The organism is Exiguobacterium sp. s132 (genome assembly GCF_018617235.1).
GTDB classification, from domain to species: domain Bacteria; phylum Bacillota; class Bacilli; order Exiguobacteriales; family Exiguobacteriaceae; genus Exiguobacterium; species Exiguobacterium profundum.
Map to the genome: position 1 here is coordinate 378,879 of NZ_JACSJU010000001.1, position 16,387 is coordinate 395,265.

Here is a 16,387-nt window from a genome sequence, read left to right on the forward strand (position 1 = left end):
CGCCCGTTTGCATTACCAGTTTCGTTTTTGTCGAAATGTAGGATATAACTTGAACTGTCCAGATGCGGCGCGTTCAGCCGTTCGTTCGCTGATTCGCTCCTGACACTCTTGACACATATACGTTTTCGCCGGTTTGTTACGCAAGCGTTTTGCTTCAAACGACCATGAGTCGATCGTCTCGACTTTATCGCAAAGAGAACATTTTACACGCATCTTTTCACCTTCCTCTATACGATGAGTATAGCATGATTTCAACCGTTAAAAGCAGGGAATTGAACCGGTAAGGGAGAATGGTACAACCATACCCGGTGAAAAGGAGGGGAGTTGAATGGCGAGCAAGGCAACGTTTGAACTGACAGCTGCGCAAGAGCGCTTGTTGAATGACATGCCGTTAACATTTCTCGTTGGTTTTGACGAGGCAAAGCGTTGGCCGATCAGCCATGCCATCAGTTGGGTGCAAGCGTTAGATGCTGTCACGGTCCGGTTCGCATTAACGAGAAATTCCCATATCGTGACCATCTTGACGACTGAAAAGACGGCTGGCCTCATCTTTATCGAAGATGGTCAGTCCTATCATGTTTTACTCTCATCAATTCGAGAGTTCGACCCGGCGGTCAAACCAAGCCTTCATCTTCGTTTTTTTGAAGGACATGTCGAAGAAGTGAGGAACATCTCGTTTTATGGAGCAGCTTACGCACAGCCCGAAATCACGAAAACATACGATATTCGTGCGGCGGAAAAGCTTGACCGTGAAGTGAAAGAAAGTCTTCATTCTTGAATACCATCCTATATTCGAGGGGCGGCAAAGTCTATGAAAAAAACGTATGTACTTGATACGAACGTACTCCTACATGATCCGCTATCCTTATTTCAATTTGAAGAACACGACGTGGTGATTCCAGCCATCGTCCTAGAAGAGTTAGATGGGAAGAAACGTAACATGGATGAGGTCGGGCGGAACGCCCGTGAAACGTCGCGTGTCCTCGACCAGCTCCGGTCATCGGGGAAACTGCATGACGGGGTCCCGCTTGAAAACGGAGGACGTCTGTTTGTCGAAATCGGTCATGAACACCAGGTCGATATCCCGTTCGATGTCATGACGAATGATAATCGCATCTTAATGGTAGCGTTAGGATTAATGAAACAATACGAGCATGACGCGGGTCGAAAGGTCGTCGTCGTCTCAAAAGATATATTGGTCCGTGTCAAAGCGGACGCCATTGGAATTGACGCAGAAGACTACTTGACAGATCATATCGTTGACACGACGGACTTATACGCCGGCTATCGAGAGATTGAAGTCGATCAGTCGCTCATCGATGAATTTTATAAAGTCCGTCAATTGCCGACGACGGCCTTGACGAAACAAGTGCTATATCCGAACTCGTTCGTCGTCTTGAAAAGTAATGTGTCGAAAGCGAGTGCGCTTGCTGTGGTCGATTCGCTTCAACCGATTTTACGACCACTGGCACTCGATGCAGATCATATTTGGGGAATTCATCCGCGAAACGTTCAACAGCGGATGGCACTCGACCTGCTGCTTCGGGATGACATTCCGTTTATCACCTTACTTGGGAAAGCTGGTACCGGGAAGACGCTCCTTGCTCTAGCAGCAGGGCTATCGCTTGTCGAGGATGAACAGCGTTACAATAAGCTAGTCGTCGCTCGCCCGGTCGTGCCGATGGGGAACGATATTGGTTACTTGCCAGGGGAAATGGAAGAGAAGCTTCGTCCTTGGATGCAACCGATTTATGATAACTTGGAATTTTTATTTAATGCGAATTCAAAAGACGAGCTCGGGAATATTCTAGCCGGTATGAAATCGATTCAGCTCGAGGCGCTCACCTATATTCGAGGTAGAAGTATGCCGGACCAGTTCATCATCATCGATGAGGCACAGAACTTAACGAAGCACGAAATTAAAACCATTCTCACCCGAGTCGGTGAAAACTCGAAAATCGTACTCGTCGGCGACCCGTATCAAATCGATCATCCGTATTTAGATGAGTATTCGAACGGATTGACGTACGCGGTGGAACGCTTCAAAGGACAAAACGTCTTCGGGCACGTTCAACTCGTGAAAGGGGAACGTTCATCCCTTGCACGATTGGCGGCTGATTTACTATAAGCGATATACACAAATAACGCCGAGTTTCGCACTCGGCGTTATTTTGTATCGAGTTGTAGTGACTGAACGTTCGTCCGTTCTAAGAAGGCATTTGAGATCATAATCAATCCCGTGAGGATGAACAGGGCAGAAAATCCGAAGTGTGCCACGATTTGGGATCCAAATAACGGTCCGAGTAGATTCCCCATGAACTGAGCGGACTGATTGTACGAAAAGATCCGGCCGGTCGCAGAGACCGGCGTATGTTGGCGCAGTAGCGATTGTACGGACGGCATTAAGGCAGCCGTTGCGAATCCGATTCCGAAACGCAACAAAATGAGTTGAGTCGTTGAGGTAACGAATGCTTGCGGAATCAAGAATAGGCTATAGAGGAGCAGTGCCCAAAACAAGATGCGTTCTGCCCCATATCGGTCTGATAACCGTCCGAGACGCTGCGCCGAAAAGAGAGCGGCCAGTCCCGGAGCGGAGGCGACAATCCCTGCCATGAAGGCGAGAGCGGTTGTGCTCGGATTCAATTCACGTACGTATAATGTCAAGAGCGGTCCAATGGATTGTGTCGAGAACTGAATGAGGAATGTTGTCACAAACAGCCCGACAATCAACTGAGGATGTCGCAGTGAGGCGAAAATCGATTTCATCGACGCGAGTTCTTCACGTTTCACTGGGACAAAATCTTCTTTTACGAACCAAAGCGTGATGAGGAAAGTCAGGAAGAGTGCACTTCCCGTAAAGAGAAAAACGGATCGAAGCCCAATCCAGTCTGCAAGCAATCCACCAATGAGGGGACCGAGTAGACCACCAGTGATTCCACCGGTTGACAGGGTACCGAGCGCCCAGCCACTTTTCTCTTTTGGGGTTTGGGATGCGACTAACGTGATGCCGGCTGAGATAAATCCGGACACGGCACCCATGAGTAAACGCAATCCGACGAGTTGATACACGTCTTGGACGAAGCTGATAAGAAACATGACGATGGCCATCCCGAGACTGGCTCGGATGAGCATCAGTTTCCTTCCTTTTCGGTCAGCCAAGCGCCCCCACATCGGAGAAACGATGGCAGCTACGAGGAACGTCGCGCCGAAGGCGATCGCAGACCAAGTGACGACGTGGTCCGGATCCTTTACCCCGAGTTGTTCGATGAACAATGGGAGGAATGGTAGGACGAGACTCATCGACGCAGCGGTCAAGAAGCTACCGATCCAAACAACCATTAAGTTTCGTTTCCATAGAGGTATCGTAAGCGTCACGACCTTTCTTATTTAATTGGTAATCAACACTCTATATACTACACTTTATGAACTAAAAAGTCCAAAAAAAGAGAAGGTGTGAACCTTCTCATTAATTGCTTAATATGGTGATATGATTGACTTGGCGAATGACCTGATCCTCATATAATACATAGACAGGTCCGTCGGTAAGTACTTTTCCGTCTTTTGAAAATTGTAAATATACTTGTGCTGCCTCGCTGAGCGATAGAGTCAATACTGTTTCCCCGTAAAAACGGACATGCGTCGCAAGTTCAATCGGTTCGGCATTGTTTAAAAATGGCGCGAGCGGCATGGCGAACGAGTCGCGTAATGCTGCATCTTTGTCTTGTCGTGACATCGGTTTATTGTGGTCGATTCGAGTTCCTTGTGACAATCCGTCATCCCATGCTTTCCCCATTTTCGCATAGTATGCCTCACGGTCATTCTCCGTCACCGAGTCCAAATCTTCAATCTTCCGTTTTCGTTCGTCAAAAATCCATACGGTCGGGTCAATCGTCAGACTGTGGCGAACCGCTCCATCAAGTGGAAAAATCATGCTTATATCCCCCTTCATACACATTACACGTTTCATTATAGCGCTCTTTCTCGTAAAATGGAAAAGAGGGAGAATGTCGCGTTCATTCATACTGTACATTGAATTATGATGAAAGATAATGTACAGTTGAGTTATGACAAACAGTCTGTCATCGTACGGAGGAGGGGTCGTAGTGGCGACAAATTTGGCTGCAATCCAACGGGAGCAAGCGCTTCAATTACTCGAGGCGGATGCTGAAAAAATCCGTTGTCTGATTGAAGTGCAGTTAGAAAACCTAAAAATGCCGAAGTGCCCGCTTTATGAAGAGGTGCTTGATACACATATGTTTGGACTATCGCGCCAAATTGATTTTGCGGTTCGTCTTGGACTCATTTCAGACATTGAAGGTAAAGGACTGCTCGATTCATTGGAACAGAAGTTGTCTGCTTTGGCAGAAGCTTCAGAATTATGAACCTTATACTCAAACTGTGCAAGTGGCGCTGTTTGAGTATTTTTTTATAAGGGTTGTCGGATTGTTTTACATAAGGAAGTGAATACATGAAAACACGGTTTCGGTATTTTGATTTTGCGTTGTTTTTGTCAGTGCTCTTACTCGTCGGGCTAAGCTCCATCATGATTTATAGTGCGAGTGTTTGGAATCGTGGGGATTACGCGAATAGTAGTTTATTCTATCGCCAGCTCGTCTACGTTGGCATTGGAATCTTTGTCTATTTGATTGCGACATTGTTCCGATATGAGATGTTTCGGAAAAAAGGCATTCGCCTCGGTCTTTATGCGCTCTCTGTCATCTTGCTGTTTGTCACGTGGGCGATGCCTCCATTGAATGGGGCGAGAGCTTGGCTCATCATCGGAGGAATGACCATGCAACCGGTCGAGATTGCGAAGTTCGTTCTCATCATACTGCTTGCGAACTACTACCATGAACTATGGAATAATGAGTTGAAAGGACTCCCTGGTCGATTGGCGCGGGCCGCTATCACGAAAAAAGGGTTGCGTGCACAAATCGGCGCCTTCTTTTTAGTGCCTGTCCTCTTTTACTTTTCGTTTTATGCGATCGCAATCAATGGACAGCCGGATATGGGGGGGCTATTCGTCCTCGGTTCCATCATGTTGCTCATGTGGTTCGGTGTCGGGGCGCCGCTTCGAATTTTGATTCCAGGGATTTTAGCTGGGGTTGGTACTGTATTCGTATTGTTCACGACCATCTTTTCGGAGAATCAACGAAGTCGGATTGAAGTCGTGTTCAACCCGTTCATGGACCCGGAAGGATATGGACACCAATTGCTCATGTCGATTATCTCAATTGTACATGGTGGATTGACTGGAGTCGGACTTGGGAACAGTTTTCAAAAGTATGGATATTTGCCAGAACCAGAAACCGACTATATCATGTCGATCATTGCGGAGGAGTTAGGATTCCTCGGTGTATTGACGGTTTTAGTCCTACTCTTCTTCATCGCCTTTCGCGCGATCCATATCGCCAATCATGCGGATAGTCACTTTGCGATGTTCGTATCGTTTGGGATTGCATCACAAATCATTATCCAGACGGCCATCAACATCGGTGCGATGTCCGGTTGGTTCCCAGGGACAGGCGTAACCTTGCCACTGGTCAGTTATGGAGGAACATCGCTCATCATGATGATGGGTGTTCTCGGGGTGCTCAGTAGTATCTCGATGCGTAACCGTCATCGAGAAGCGACACGACGAGAAGAAATTCGGGTGAAGTCAGAAGAAAACGTTCAACGCTCATCGCTTCACGTTGTCAGGTAAGGAAACGAACAAACTTCATTAACGGGGGGATTTCATTTGAAACCAATTAAAAAGTTACTTGTTGCAAACCGTGGGGAAATTGCCATTCGCGTATTTCGCGCGGCGACAGAGTTAGGCATTCGAACGGTAGCTGTCTATTCGCAAGAAGATAGCGGCTCCTTACATCGCTTTAAAGCTGATGAAGCCTACTTGATCGGTGTAGACAAAAAACCGATCGATGCGTACCTCGATATCGAAGACGTGATTCGAATCGCTAAGGAGTCAGACAGTGATGCGATTCACCCAGGGTATGGTTTCCTTTCAGAGAACATTGAACTCGCACGACGTTGCCGTGAAGAGGGCATCATCTTTGTCGGACCGCATGAGTCACATTTACATGCGTTCGGGGATAAAGTACGAGCACGTCAGAGTGCGATTGCTGCGGGTCTTCCTGTCATCCCGGGTTCGGATGGACCGCTCACATCATATGAAGATGCTGAAGCATTTGCGAACGAGCACGGATTCCCGCTCATGGTCAAAGCTTCGATGGGTGGCGGAGGACGCGGAATGCGTGTCATTCGAACAGAAGCGGAAATGAAAGATTTGATTGAACGTGCAAAGTCAGAAGCAAAGCAGGCGTTCGGTTCTGACGAAGTGTACATAGAAAAACTCGTCGAACGTCCGAAACACATCGAGGTGCAAATTCTTGGGGATGAGCACGGTCACATCGTTCACTTATTCGAGCGTGACTGTTCGGTTCAGCGCCGTCACCAAAAAGTTGTCGAAGTGGCGCCGTGTGTGACATTGTCTGATGCATCGCGCCAAGCGATTTGTGATGCGGCGGTCCAACTCATGCGACACGTCGGATACGTCAACGCCGGTACAGTCGAGTTCTTGGTGACAGAGGATGAGTCGTTCTACTTCATCGAAGTCAACCCGCGCATTCAAGTGGAACATACGATCACAGAGATGGTGACGGGCTTTGACATCGTTCAAACGCAATTGATGATCGCGCAAGGTGAGTCGCTCCACGGCGATATGATTCAAATGCCGAAACAGGAAGAGATTAAACTTCTCGGTTATGCAATCCAATCACGTGTTACGTCTGAAGACCCAGGCAATAACTTCATGCCGGACACAGGGAAAATCATGGCTTACCGTTCTCCGGGTGGCTTTGGTGTTCGTCTTGACGGTGGGAATGCGTATGTCGGTGCAGAGATTTCACCGTACTACGATTCACTTCTCGTGAAATTGTCCACACATGGCATGACATTCGAACAAGCGGCCTCGAAGATGGTTCGAAACTTGAACGAGTTCCGGATTCGTGGAATCAAGACGAACATTCCGTTCTTGATTAACGTCATGAAGCACCCGAACTTTATCAGTGGAGATTACAACACGTCATTCATCGATGAGACGCCAGAACTGTTCGTCTTCCCGAAACGAAAAGACCGCGGGACGAAACTGCTGAACTATATCGGGGATGTGACAGTGAATGGATTCCCAGGTGTTGGTCTGAAAGACAAGCCGATCAGCCGTTCGGTGCGAATCCCGCACGACCTCCCGGCAGAAGCGAAGCCAGGGACGAAACAAATTCTTACAGAGCTTGGACCGGACGGCCTCGCCGACTGGATCAAACGTCAACCGGAACTGTTGTTGACGGATACGACGATGCGAGATGCGCATCAATCGTTGCTCGCGACGCGCATGCGCACACAGGATATTCTAAATATCGCCGAACCGACAAGCAAACTCATGCCAGAATTGTTCTCGGTCGAGGCATGGGGCGGAGCGACGTTCGACGTCGCCTACCGATTCTTATCCGAAGACCCATGGGTACGTCTCATGAAGCTTCGTGAGAAGATGCCGAACGTCCTAATTCAAATGTTGCTACGCGGTGCGAATGCGGTCGGATATAAAAACTATGCAGACAACGTCATCGAGAAATTCGTACACGAAGCGGCATATGCCGGAGTCGACGTGTTCCGAATCTTTGATAGTCTCAACAACCTTGAGTCGATTCAATTGGCAATCGATGCGACGCTTCCAACTGGGAAAGTGGCAGAGGCAGCCATCTGTTATACGGGAGACTTGTATGATGGTAACCGTCCGAAGTACCATCTTCCGTATTATATCGACCTCGCGAAGAAACTTGAGGCGAGTGGTGCGCATATCTTGGCAATCAAGGATATGGCAGGTCTATTGAAGCCGGAATCAGCCTATGCACTCGTATCGGCATTAAAGGACGCCGTGGACTTACCAATCCACTTGCATACACACGATGCTTCCGGTAACGGGATCTTCACATATGCTCGCGCGACAGATGCCGGTGTCGATATCGTTGACGTTGCCGCGAGTTCGATGTCAGGGATGACATCACAGCCTTCAGGTGGAAGTTTGGTTTATGCGCTCAACCACCACGAACGTCAGCCGAAAGTCGACCCGAAACAATATGAAATCATCAGTGACTACTGGCAAGACGTGCGTCACAACTATGAACCGTTTGAAAGTGATATGCGTGCATCGAATCCATCCGTGTACGAACACGAGATGCCAGGTGGGCAATATTCAAACCTCCAACAGCAGGCGAAAGCGGTCGGACTTGGAGACCGCTGGGCAGAAGTCAAGGCGATGTATGCCCGAGTCAACATGTTGTTCGGGGACATTGTCAAGGTGACGCCGTCATCTAAAGTTGTCGGTGATATGGCGCTCTTCATGGTCCAGCATAACTTGACGGAAGAAGATGTGATGACACGAGGACATCAGTTGGACTTCCCAGACTCGGTCGTCGAAATGATGCGTGGTGAATTAGGAACGCCTCCAGGTGGATTCCCGAAAGATGTGCAACAAGTCATCTTGAAAGGGGAAGAGCCATTAAACGTTCGTCCTGGTAAATTGATCAAACCGTATGACTTCGAATCGGCACGCCAAGAACTATTCGAAAAATTCGAGCGACCGGTGACGGACTTTGAACTTCTTGCTCATGCGCTTTATCCGAAAGTGTACGAAGACTATATCAAACATACAACGACATACGGGGACGTCTCAGTGCTCGACACGTTGACATTCTTCTACGGATTAAACGTCGGTGAGACAATCCAAGTTGAAATCGAGACTGGAAAAACGTTAATCATCAAGCTTGTACAAGTGAGTGCAGCGAATGAAGATGGCATCCGTCTCGTCTCGTATGAGATGAACGGGGTACCACGTGAAATCGAGATTAAAGATGTCAATGTCAAATCGGCAACGACAAGCCGTCCGAAAGTCGATCGTTCGAACGCCAAACAAGTCGGTGCATCGATGCCGGGGTCTGTCTTGAAAGTATTGGTCGAACCAGGAAGTCGAGTTCATCGTGGGGAGCAGTTGCTCGTCACAGAAGCGATGAAGATGGAAACGACGATTCAAGCGGCACAAGATGGTGAGATTAAGGCCATTCATATTAAAGAAGGCGACACAATACAAAGTGACGACTTGTTGATTGAATTTGTATAATCAAAAGAAGCATAGCGCGCTATGCTTCTTTTTTGTAGATGGGAGTGGAGATCATGAGACGAGTATGTTGGTTTCGTTCGGATTTTAGACTGACCGATAATCATATGTTACACCGTGTATTGAAAGATATGGAGGAAGGCGATGACCTAGATTTCGTCTTTTGGTTGAATCCGAAATACTGTGACCCGTTCGAGGTACGGCATGACTATTTCTTCTCGACGATGCGAGCGTTCATGTATGATTTAGATGCGAAAGGGTTAGGGCTTCGCGTCCTTGTCGCAGAGACGGAGGATGCGTTCGTGAAACAGCTCGGGGAGATGGATGTGCTCTATTTTAATGCGGAGTACGTGGAACCGTTCAAACAGCGGGATGACCGTGTGATTGAAGCACTTGGTGAAGAAGTAAAAGTTGTGCGACTTCTGGATCGTCACCTGTTTCATCCCGATGCGTTCCGTACAAAAAGTGGCGATCCCTATAAAGTTTTCACCCCGTTCAAAAAAGCGGCGTATGCCGAACAGCCGCCCGCACCGTATGAGGTTGATGTCGATCGTTTATCTCAGTACATCCGTTCAAAGAATGAACAACCGAGTGAACTGAAAGATCTATTCAAACGATGTAATCGTGAATGGAAAGGGCTAGGGGAAACGGAAGCGAAGAAACGATTGACCCACTTCGTCAATGATCGCATGGTCGATTATGACGAGAAGCGTGACATTCCGAGCATCGCCGGGACGAGTCGACTATCTCCTTATTTACGGACAGGTGTGTTGTCGATTCGCACCATCACCGAACAAGTGTTGTCGGCGAGACGATCAAAGGGGCGTGACACGTATTACGATGAGCTGTTATGGCGTGAATTTTATTACATGGTCATGTCAAAGTTCCACGGATTGAAAGATCAACCGTTCAATGATAAATACAAGTCACTTGAATGGGAGGACAATGAAGAGCAGTTCGAAAAGTGGTGTAACGGGGAAACGGGGTATCCAATCGTCGACGCGGCGATGCGTCAGTTGAACGAGACCGGGTGGATGCACAACCGCCTACGCATGATTGTCGCATCTTTCCTATCGAAACATCTCCTTCTCGATTGGCGAAAAGGGGAACGGTATTTCGAGCAAAAGCTGATCGATTATGAGGCAGCGTCGAATATCGGGGGATGGCAATGGGCGGCCTCAGTCGGGACGGACGCTGTTCCGTATTTCCGTATTTTCAATCCGACGACGCAATCCGAGCGATTTGACCCTGATGGGACGTTCATCCGGAAGTATGTGCCGGAGCTGAAACATATAACAGATAAATCGATTCACTTTCCGGACCCGTCAGAGCGAGACAACTATGCCATGCCAATCGTCGATCATAAAGAAGCGAGAGAGCGTGCCCTCGAACGATTTAAAGCATTGTAAACTAAAAAGCGCCGCGGCGCTTTTTAGTTTGGTTATCCGTTCATGTTTTTCAATTGTGCCCCGTCTTGTCGCGCTGTCGACCGATACGCGTGATAAGAGAGGTATGACAGGATACCGAAGTAGCACGTGATCAAGAATGCGTGAAGGAGCGGAACGTAAGTCGCGTGTCCCCCAAGAACGATCCAAGCACCTGTACCGACTTGAAGTAGGATGAAGAAAAGAGACGCCCACATACCGCGCTCAATCAATCGGTTCATTTCTTTTCGGGCAAGATAGAGTACATACAACGTGTACAAAACGAGAATACCCGCCATGATGCGATGTCCCATCTGCACATACGACTCGAACGTCCAGACGTTCTGCTCACAAATCGGCCAACCGACACATGCGTATGTAGCACCGAGGTGACGGACGTAGGCTCCTGTGTACACGACGATCATCGTATAAATTGAAAGACCGTAAAGATGAGATCTTAATCGTCTCGATACGACTTGATGTTCCCGGTCACCTTCGAATAACAGAATCGTCAAAATGAGTAACGACGCGAACGACACGAGAGAAATTCCAAAATGAAGGGCCAGGATGGCATCCGACTGTTGCCAAATGACCGCGCCCGCTCCAATGATTGATTGGATGAGCATAAAGATAAATGCGAGAAACGCAAAGATTTTCACATCGACCCGATGTTTGACCGCGATGAACGTCCAAATGGCGAGCGCAATGATGAGAAGACCTTCAATACCGGAGACTACCCGGTGACTGTATTCAATCATTGTTTCAACACTGGGATTGGTTGGGATTAATTTTCCATGACAGAGTGGCCAGTCCGTCCCACAACCATCTCCTGAATCCGTCTTCGTCACGGTTCCACCCATGATGAGGACAAGCATCATCCCGAGGGTGACAAACCCTGAGAAAAACGCGAGTTTTTTATGCATGCAATACCACCTGCTTCTAATCGAAATCCGTTAAAAAATGTACCTTGTTTATTTATATTTTTTTCGCCATACTTATTATACGGCTTTCCGTTCAAAAAACGAAATGGAAAAGCTTGCAATCGTTATCAAAAACGTTATTCTAATATTAGTAAAGCACATAAGGTGTGACAAATATCACACTATTGACACAAAAAACTCGCTATTTTACAAGCATAAAGGGCGTATTTTATAAAAAAATATGGTATCTTTGTAGAGAGTTAAGTGTATTTTGTTCATATTGTGTTTTTTCTGTGAAGAGAATGCGAGGATTTCGTGATTATGTGGGGGGGTCAGTATGACAAAAGTCAACCCAGGGATGACGGTAGATGTAGAGTATACAGAATCAACGTCATTCCGAGATTACGTCGCCTTAGCGAAAATGGGAATTGTTCGCGCCAACCTGTTGTTGGTGTTTGCAGGATTCTTCGTTGCAGCGACGTACCAGAGCGATACGCCAGTCCTTTACTTGTTTGAAGTTTGGCCACAGCTCTTATTAACGATGTTAGGAAGCGCACTCGTGATTTCGGGGAGTTGTTACCTAAACAACTTTGTGGACCGAGATATCGATTACTTAATGGATCGTACGGACAATCGACCGAGTGTAACCGGCAAGATTTCAGGAGAGAAGATTTTACTCCTTGGATTGACACAACTTGCAATCGGAACACTACTATTGCTCCTTGTATCGTACGTTGCCGCAGTATTCGGTTTAATCGGGGCATTTTTTTATGTCGTGATTTATACGATGTGGCTGAAGCGTACGAGTACGCTCAATACAGTCGTCGGTAGTATTTCGGGAGCCGTTCCACCGCTCATCGGTTGGGCAGCACTAGATCCGGCACTTCATATTGATGCGTGGCTCATGTTCCTTGTCATGTTCTTATGGCAACCACCTCACTTCCTGGCGCTCGCCATGCGACGGACGGAAGAGTATCGAGCGGCAGGCATTCCGATGCTTCCGGTCGTGAACGGATTTGCCATCACGAAACGGCAAATCATCTGGTGGATTGCGACGCTGATTCCGGCATCGCTCTTATTTATGCACTATGGTCTTGTTTACTTGACAGTCGCAGCCGGTTTAGGGGGCTACTGGTTGTATCTCGGATTGAAAGGATTCAACGCCGAGGACGAAATCAAGTGGGCAAACAAAATGTTCTTCTATTCATTAATTTATTTAGTCGTGTGGATTATCGCGCTGATTTTGACAGCACTCTGGTGATCGCACTCACTATATAGAAAACCATTACACATCATTTTGGGAGAAAGTGGGGATTGTTGTGAAATCATTTAAGAAGCTTCTGTTTGGCATCGTCCCGATGATGATGTTCGCAGTCCTGTTATCAGGTTGCGGTCAAGAGGGATTGTCTGCATTGAAGCCGATGGGAGAAGGGGCTGAGCTTCAGCTCCGCATCATTCTCATCAGTTTGGCGATCATGCTCTTCGTACTCATCATCGTATCGGTCATTTACGTGTACGTGCTCATGAAGTTCCGTCGGAAAGATGAATCGATTCCGAAGCAAGTTGAAGGTAGCAGTACACTCGAGATGATTTGGACAGTCGTTCCGATTATCCTTCTCATCATTCTCGCTGTTCCGACAATCACGACGACTGTCGAACTCGCGAAAGCGAAAGAAGCGAAAAAAGAAGAAGAAATCAACGTTACAGCTAACTTGTACTGGTGGGAATTTGAATATCCAGAAGCAGGTGTTGTGACAGGGCAAGAGCTCGTCATTCCAGTCGGAAAACGAGTCGGCATCAACTTGACGTCGAAAGATGTCATTCACTCATTCTGGGTACCGGCTTTATCTGGTAAGACAGATACGAACCCAGGACTTGATAACGAAATGTGGTTACATGCAAATGAACCAGGTACTTACTACGGGAAATGTGCTGAGCTTTGCGGTCCGTCACATGCCCTTATGGACTTTAAAGTCATCGCGCTCGAGCAAGAAGAATATGATCAATGGCTCGCTGACATGAAAGCTAAGCAAGACGAGAACGGTGAGAATCTCGTCGCAGACAACACAAACTTGACTACAGGTGAGCAAGTGTATGTCGAAAGCTGCTTGAGCTGTCACGGCGGCGGTAAAGTGGCACCAAGTTTAACGAACTTCGGTGATCGTGAATGGCTCGCAGGTTACCTCGAAAACAACGAGGACAACTTGAAAGAGTGGATCCGTGACCCGCAAGAGAAAAAACAAGGGGCTCTTATGCCAGGATTCAATGAAGGTCAAATCAGCAACGAAGAATTAGATGCACTCGTTGACTTCTTGTATGAGCAGAAGATTGACTAACGGGAAAAGGGGGATTTCACGTGGCACAGACCACTGCAATGCAGCAATCGCGTAAATACAATGGCATCATGGATTGGATTACGACGGTTGACCACAAAAAAATCGGTATTTTGTATTTGTTCTCAGGAATCTTCTTCCTCCTTCTCGGTGGAATTGAAGCATTACTGATTCGTTGGCAACTCGTCAAACCAATGAACGATTTCGTCAGCGGTGAGACATTTAACCAGTTGATTACGATGCACGGGACGACGATGATCTTCCTAGCGGCCATGCCGATGCTATTCGGTTTCATGAACGCCGTCGTACCACTTCAAATCGGGGCACGCGACGTTGCGTTCCCATTCATTAACTCATTAGGTTTTTGGTTGTTCTTCTTCGGTGGAGTCATGCTTAACTTGAGCTGGTTCTTCGGAGCAGCACCAAACGCAGGGTGGACGGCTTACGCTCCACTTTCAACACAACCGGAAGCGACAGGGGTAGACTTTTACGCTCTCGGTCTTCAGATTTCAGGTTTCGGTTCATTGATGGCCGGGATTAACTTCCTCGTCACCATCTTGAACATGCGTGCGCCAGGAATGAAACTCATGCGTATGCCACTCTTCACATGGACGACTTTCGTTGCATCGGCATTGATCGTCTTCGCATTCCCACCACTTACGGTCGGATTGTTCATGTTGATGTTCGAGCGACTCTTCGGAGCTGCTTATTTTGACCCGGCACTTGGCGGGAACGTTGTCATCTGGGAACACCTTTTCTGGATCTTCGGTCACCCGGAAGTATACATCTTGATCTTACCGGCATTCGGTATTTTCTCGGAAATCATTCCGACATTTGCGCGTAAACGTCTCTTCGGTTACACGACGATGGTCTTCGCGACAATGCTTATCGGTTTCCTTGGATTCATGGTTTGGGTTCACCACATGTTCACAGTCGGTCTTGGTCCAGTTGCCAACTCGATCTTCGCTGTTGCAACGATGGCGATTGCCGTACCAACTGGTGTTAAAATCTTTAACTGGCTCTTCACACTGTGGGGCGGTCAAATTAAATTCAACGTGGCCATGCTTTACTCTGTCGCGTTCATTCCTTCATTCCTCGTTGGTGGGATGACAGGGGTTATGCTTTCAGTCGCACCGGCTGACTATCAGTACCACGACAGCTACTTCGTTGTCGCTCACTTCCACTACGTTATCGTAGGTGGGGTTGTATACGGTCTCTTCGCAGGACTTTACTACTGGTTCCCACTCATGTTCGGAAAAGCCCTTTCTGAAAAGCTTGGATACTGGCAGTTCTGGTTGTTCTTTATCGGGTTCCACTTGACGTTCTTCCCGCAACACTTCCTCGGATTGTTCGGTATGCCACGTCGAGTCTTCACATACCTCGATGGTCAAGGTTGGGATACACTCAACATGCTCTCGACAATCGGTGCATTCTTCATGGGTGTGTCAACGATTGTCTTGCTCATCGCTGTTGTGAAAGCCTTCTTGTCAAAAGACCGCGTCAAACCAGACCACTGGGGAGACGGACGTACGCTTGAGTGGACACTTCCTGTTCCGACTCCAGAGTACAACTTTGCACAAACACCACTCGTCAAAGGACTTGATACGTTCTGGCTCGAGAAAATGGCAGGCAACAAACGCGTGTCAGTCGCTGAGGAAGTTTCGGACATTCACATGCCGAATAACTCGCTCATTCCGTTCTTCATGTCACTCGGCCTCTTTATCGCAGGACTCGGTGCCATCTTCCAGATGGATAACACGGTCGTCGGTTGGTCATTGATTGGATTTGGATTAGCGATGACGTTCGTCTCGATGTTCCTACGTTCTTGGATTGACGATCACGGCTACTACATTCCGAAGTCACAAGTCGAAGCAGACTTGAAAGCGATTCGTGAGAAAGGAGAACAATAAATGGCACATGCAGTTGAAAAACACCCAGTGACCGGTATCCCGGCCAATCCAGAGAAAGCAACACTGGAAGGGAAAAATAAATATGTGGCCTTCTGGTTCTTCCTTGGTGGAGAGACAGTCCTCTTCGCCTCGCTCTTTGGAACATACGTTGGTCTCTTGAACTCTGGTGCGCCAGAGGAATTACGTTCGTATAACATTTTCGAAATGGAGCTCGTCTTCATCATGACGATGCTCCTCCTCACAAGTTCACTTACAAGTGTCCTTGCGATGATGAACATGAAGGCAAACAATCCAGGGCGTATGAAGCTTTGGTTGATTGTGACGCTCCTTCTTGGTGCCGGATTCCTTGGTGCTGAGATTTACGAGTTCATTCACTACTACCACATCGGTCACACGTTCACGTCGAGCGCATTCGGTTCAGCCTTCTATACGTTGGTTGGTTTCCACGGCGCGCACGTAACGTTCGGTCTTCTTTGGATCACGACGCTCTTGATTCGTAACTGGAACCGTCCGATCGATGTATACAATGCACCAAAGTTTTATGTATCGAGTCTATATTGGCACTTTATCGACGTTGTTTGGGTCTTCATCTTCTCAATCGTCTACCTCTTAGGGATGGTGAACTAAT

Annotated in this window: 14 protein-coding genes; 10 read left to right on the forward strand and 4 right to left on the reverse strand. The window is 47.7% G+C overall.

What is annotated here, in order from left to right; translation table 11 throughout:
• Window positions 1-12 precede the first annotated feature (12 nt).
• A complete protein-coding gene (locus KNO78_RS01935) occupies window positions 13-213 on the reverse strand; it encodes a YlaI family protein (protein WP_015881271.1) in 201 nt (66 codons plus the stop codon).
• Between the two features lie 115 nt (window positions 214-328).
• Here KNO78_RS01935 and KNO78_RS01940 point away from each other — a divergent pair, with 115 nt between their 5' ends.
• Together KNO78_RS01940 and KNO78_RS01945 are read left to right on the forward strand one after the other, a co-directional pair.
• Window positions 329-778: a PNPOx family protein gene (locus KNO78_RS01940; RefSeq protein WP_074037365.1), complete on the forward strand. Its 450-nt coding sequence runs from the start codon at window positions 329-331 to the stop codon at window positions 776-778.
• 33 nt (window positions 779-811) lie between these two features.
• The gene (locus KNO78_RS01945; protein ID WP_214691099.1) at window positions 812-2,128 is read left to right on the forward strand and encodes a PhoH family protein; all 1,317 of its coding nucleotides are present in this window, start codon (window positions 812-814) and stop codon (window positions 2,126-2,128) included.
• Window positions 2,129-2,166: 38 nt separating this feature from the next.
• On the opposite strand, the gene KNO78_RS01950 is transcribed toward KNO78_RS01945, so the two are convergent.
• Window positions 2,167-3,339, reverse strand: coding sequence for a multidrug efflux MFS transporter (locus KNO78_RS01950; RefSeq protein ID WP_230872793.1), 1,173 nt, complete (start codon window positions 3,337-3,339; stop codon window positions 2,167-2,169).
• 127 nt (window positions 3,340-3,466) lie between these two features.
• Window positions 3,467-3,931 carry a hypothetical protein gene (locus KNO78_RS01955; protein WP_159562039.1) on the reverse strand — a complete coding sequence of 155 codons (465 nt, stop codon included), beginning with the start codon at window positions 3,929-3,931 and terminating at the stop codon, window positions 3,467-3,469.
• A gap of 172 nt (window positions 3,932-4,103) precedes the next feature.
• Between KNO78_RS01955 and KNO78_RS01960 the strand changes: the two genes are divergently transcribed.
• The 4 genes from KNO78_RS01960 to KNO78_RS01975 all read left to right on the forward strand — a co-directional run bounded on the left by KNO78_RS01960 (window position 4,104) and on the right by KNO78_RS01975 (window position 10,581).
• The gene (locus KNO78_RS01960) at window positions 4,104-4,382 is read left to right on the forward strand and encodes an Fpa/YlaN family protein (RefSeq protein WP_015881276.1); all 279 of its coding nucleotides are present in this window, start codon (window positions 4,104-4,106) and stop codon (window positions 4,380-4,382) included.
• A gap of 86 nt (window positions 4,383-4,468) precedes the next feature.
• Window positions 4,469-5,704: an FtsW/RodA/SpoVE family cell cycle protein gene (locus KNO78_RS01965; RefSeq protein ID WP_214691098.1), complete on the forward strand. Its 1,236-nt coding sequence runs from the start codon at window positions 4,469-4,471 to the stop codon at window positions 5,702-5,704.
• 36 nt (window positions 5,705-5,740) lie between these two features.
• On the forward strand, window positions 5,741-9,175 hold the full coding sequence (locus KNO78_RS01970; protein WP_074037361.1) for a pyruvate carboxylase: 3,435 nt from the start codon (window positions 5,741-5,743) through the stop codon (window positions 9,173-9,175).
• Between the two features lie 53 nt (window positions 9,176-9,228).
• On the forward strand, window positions 9,229-10,581 hold the full coding sequence (locus KNO78_RS01975) for a cryptochrome/photolyase family protein (protein WP_214691097.1): 1,353 nt from the start codon (window positions 9,229-9,231) through the stop codon (window positions 10,579-10,581).
• A 32-nt stretch (window positions 10,582-10,613) separates the two neighbouring features.
• Here KNO78_RS01975 and KNO78_RS01980 read toward each other — a convergent pair whose 3' ends face one another.
• Complete coding sequence (locus KNO78_RS01980) at window positions 10,614-11,519, reverse strand: COX15/CtaA family protein (RefSeq protein WP_214691096.1); 906 nt, start codon at window positions 11,517-11,519, stop codon at window positions 10,614-10,616.
• Between the two features lie 334 nt (window positions 11,520-11,853).
• Between KNO78_RS01980 and cyoE the strand changes: the two genes are divergently transcribed.
• The 4 genes from cyoE (at window position 11,854) to KNO78_RS02000 (ending at window position 16,386) form a co-directional block, all read left to right on the forward strand.
• A complete protein-coding gene (cyoE, locus tag KNO78_RS01985; protein WP_074037356.1) occupies window positions 11,854-12,777 on the forward strand; it encodes a heme o synthase in 924 nt (307 codons plus the stop codon).
• 97 nt (window positions 12,778-12,874) lie between these two features.
• The gene (gene coxB / locus KNO78_RS01990) at window positions 12,875-13,852 is read left to right on the forward strand and encodes a cytochrome c oxidase subunit II (protein WP_214691281.1); all 978 of its coding nucleotides are present in this window, start codon (window positions 12,875-12,877) and stop codon (window positions 13,850-13,852) included.
• 38 nt (window positions 13,853-13,890) lie between these two features.
• Window positions 13,891-15,759 (forward strand): cytochrome c oxidase subunit I, encoded by a 1,869-nt coding sequence (gene ctaD / locus KNO78_RS01995; RefSeq protein ID WP_214691280.1) that lies wholly within the window; start codon window positions 13,891-13,893, stop codon window positions 15,757-15,759.
• Window positions 15,760-16,386 (forward strand): cytochrome (ubi)quinol oxidase subunit III, encoded by a 627-nt coding sequence (locus tag KNO78_RS02000; RefSeq protein WP_015881284.1) that lies wholly within the window; start codon window positions 15,760-15,762, stop codon window positions 16,384-16,386.
• Window position 16,387: the final 1 nt, after the last annotated feature.

What these genes read in the sequence shown, in the direction of transcription:
- KNO78_RS02000 (WP_015881284.1), top strand. Translation starts at nt 15,760, where the DNA reads ATGGCACATGCAGTTGAAAAACACCCAGTGACCGGTATCCCGGCCAAT.
- KNO78_RS01935 (WP_015881271.1), bottom strand. Translation starts at nt 213, where the DNA reads ATGCGTGTAAAATGTTCTCTTTGCGATAAAGTCGAGACGATCGACTCA.
- KNO78_RS01965 (WP_214691098.1), top strand. Translation starts at nt 4,469, where the DNA reads ATGAAAACACGGTTTCGGTATTTTGATTTTGCGTTGTTTTTGTCAGTG.
- KNO78_RS01940 (WP_074037365.1), top strand. Translation starts at nt 329, where the DNA reads ATGGCGAGCAAGGCAACGTTTGAACTGACAGCTGCGCAAGAGCGCTTG.
- KNO78_RS01955 (WP_159562039.1), bottom strand. Translation starts at nt 3,931, where the DNA reads ATGATTTTTCCACTTGATGGAGCGGTTCGCCACAGTCTGACGATTGAC.
- KNO78_RS01975 (WP_214691097.1), top strand. Translation starts at nt 9,229, where the DNA reads ATGAGACGAGTATGTTGGTTTCGTTCGGATTTTAGACTGACCGATAAT.
- KNO78_RS01945 (WP_214691099.1), top strand. Translation starts at nt 812, where the DNA reads ATGAAAAAAACGTATGTACTTGATACGAACGTACTCCTACATGATCCG.
- cyoE (WP_074037356.1), top strand. Translation starts at nt 11,854, where the DNA reads ATGACAAAAGTCAACCCAGGGATGACGGTAGATGTAGAGTATACAGAA.
- ctaD (WP_214691280.1), top strand. Translation starts at nt 13,891, where the DNA reads ATGCAGCAATCGCGTAAATACAATGGCATCATGGATTGGATTACGACG.
- KNO78_RS01980 (WP_214691096.1), bottom strand. Translation starts at nt 11,519, where the DNA reads ATGCATAAAAAACTCGCGTTTTTCTCAGGGTTTGTCACCCTCGGGATG.
- coxB (WP_214691281.1), top strand. Translation starts at nt 12,875, where the DNA reads ATGATGATGTTCGCAGTCCTGTTATCAGGTTGCGGTCAAGAGGGATTG.
- KNO78_RS01950 (WP_230872793.1), bottom strand. Translation starts at nt 3,339, where the DNA reads ATGGTTGTTTGGATCGGTAGCTTCTTGACCGCTGCGTCGATGAGTCTC.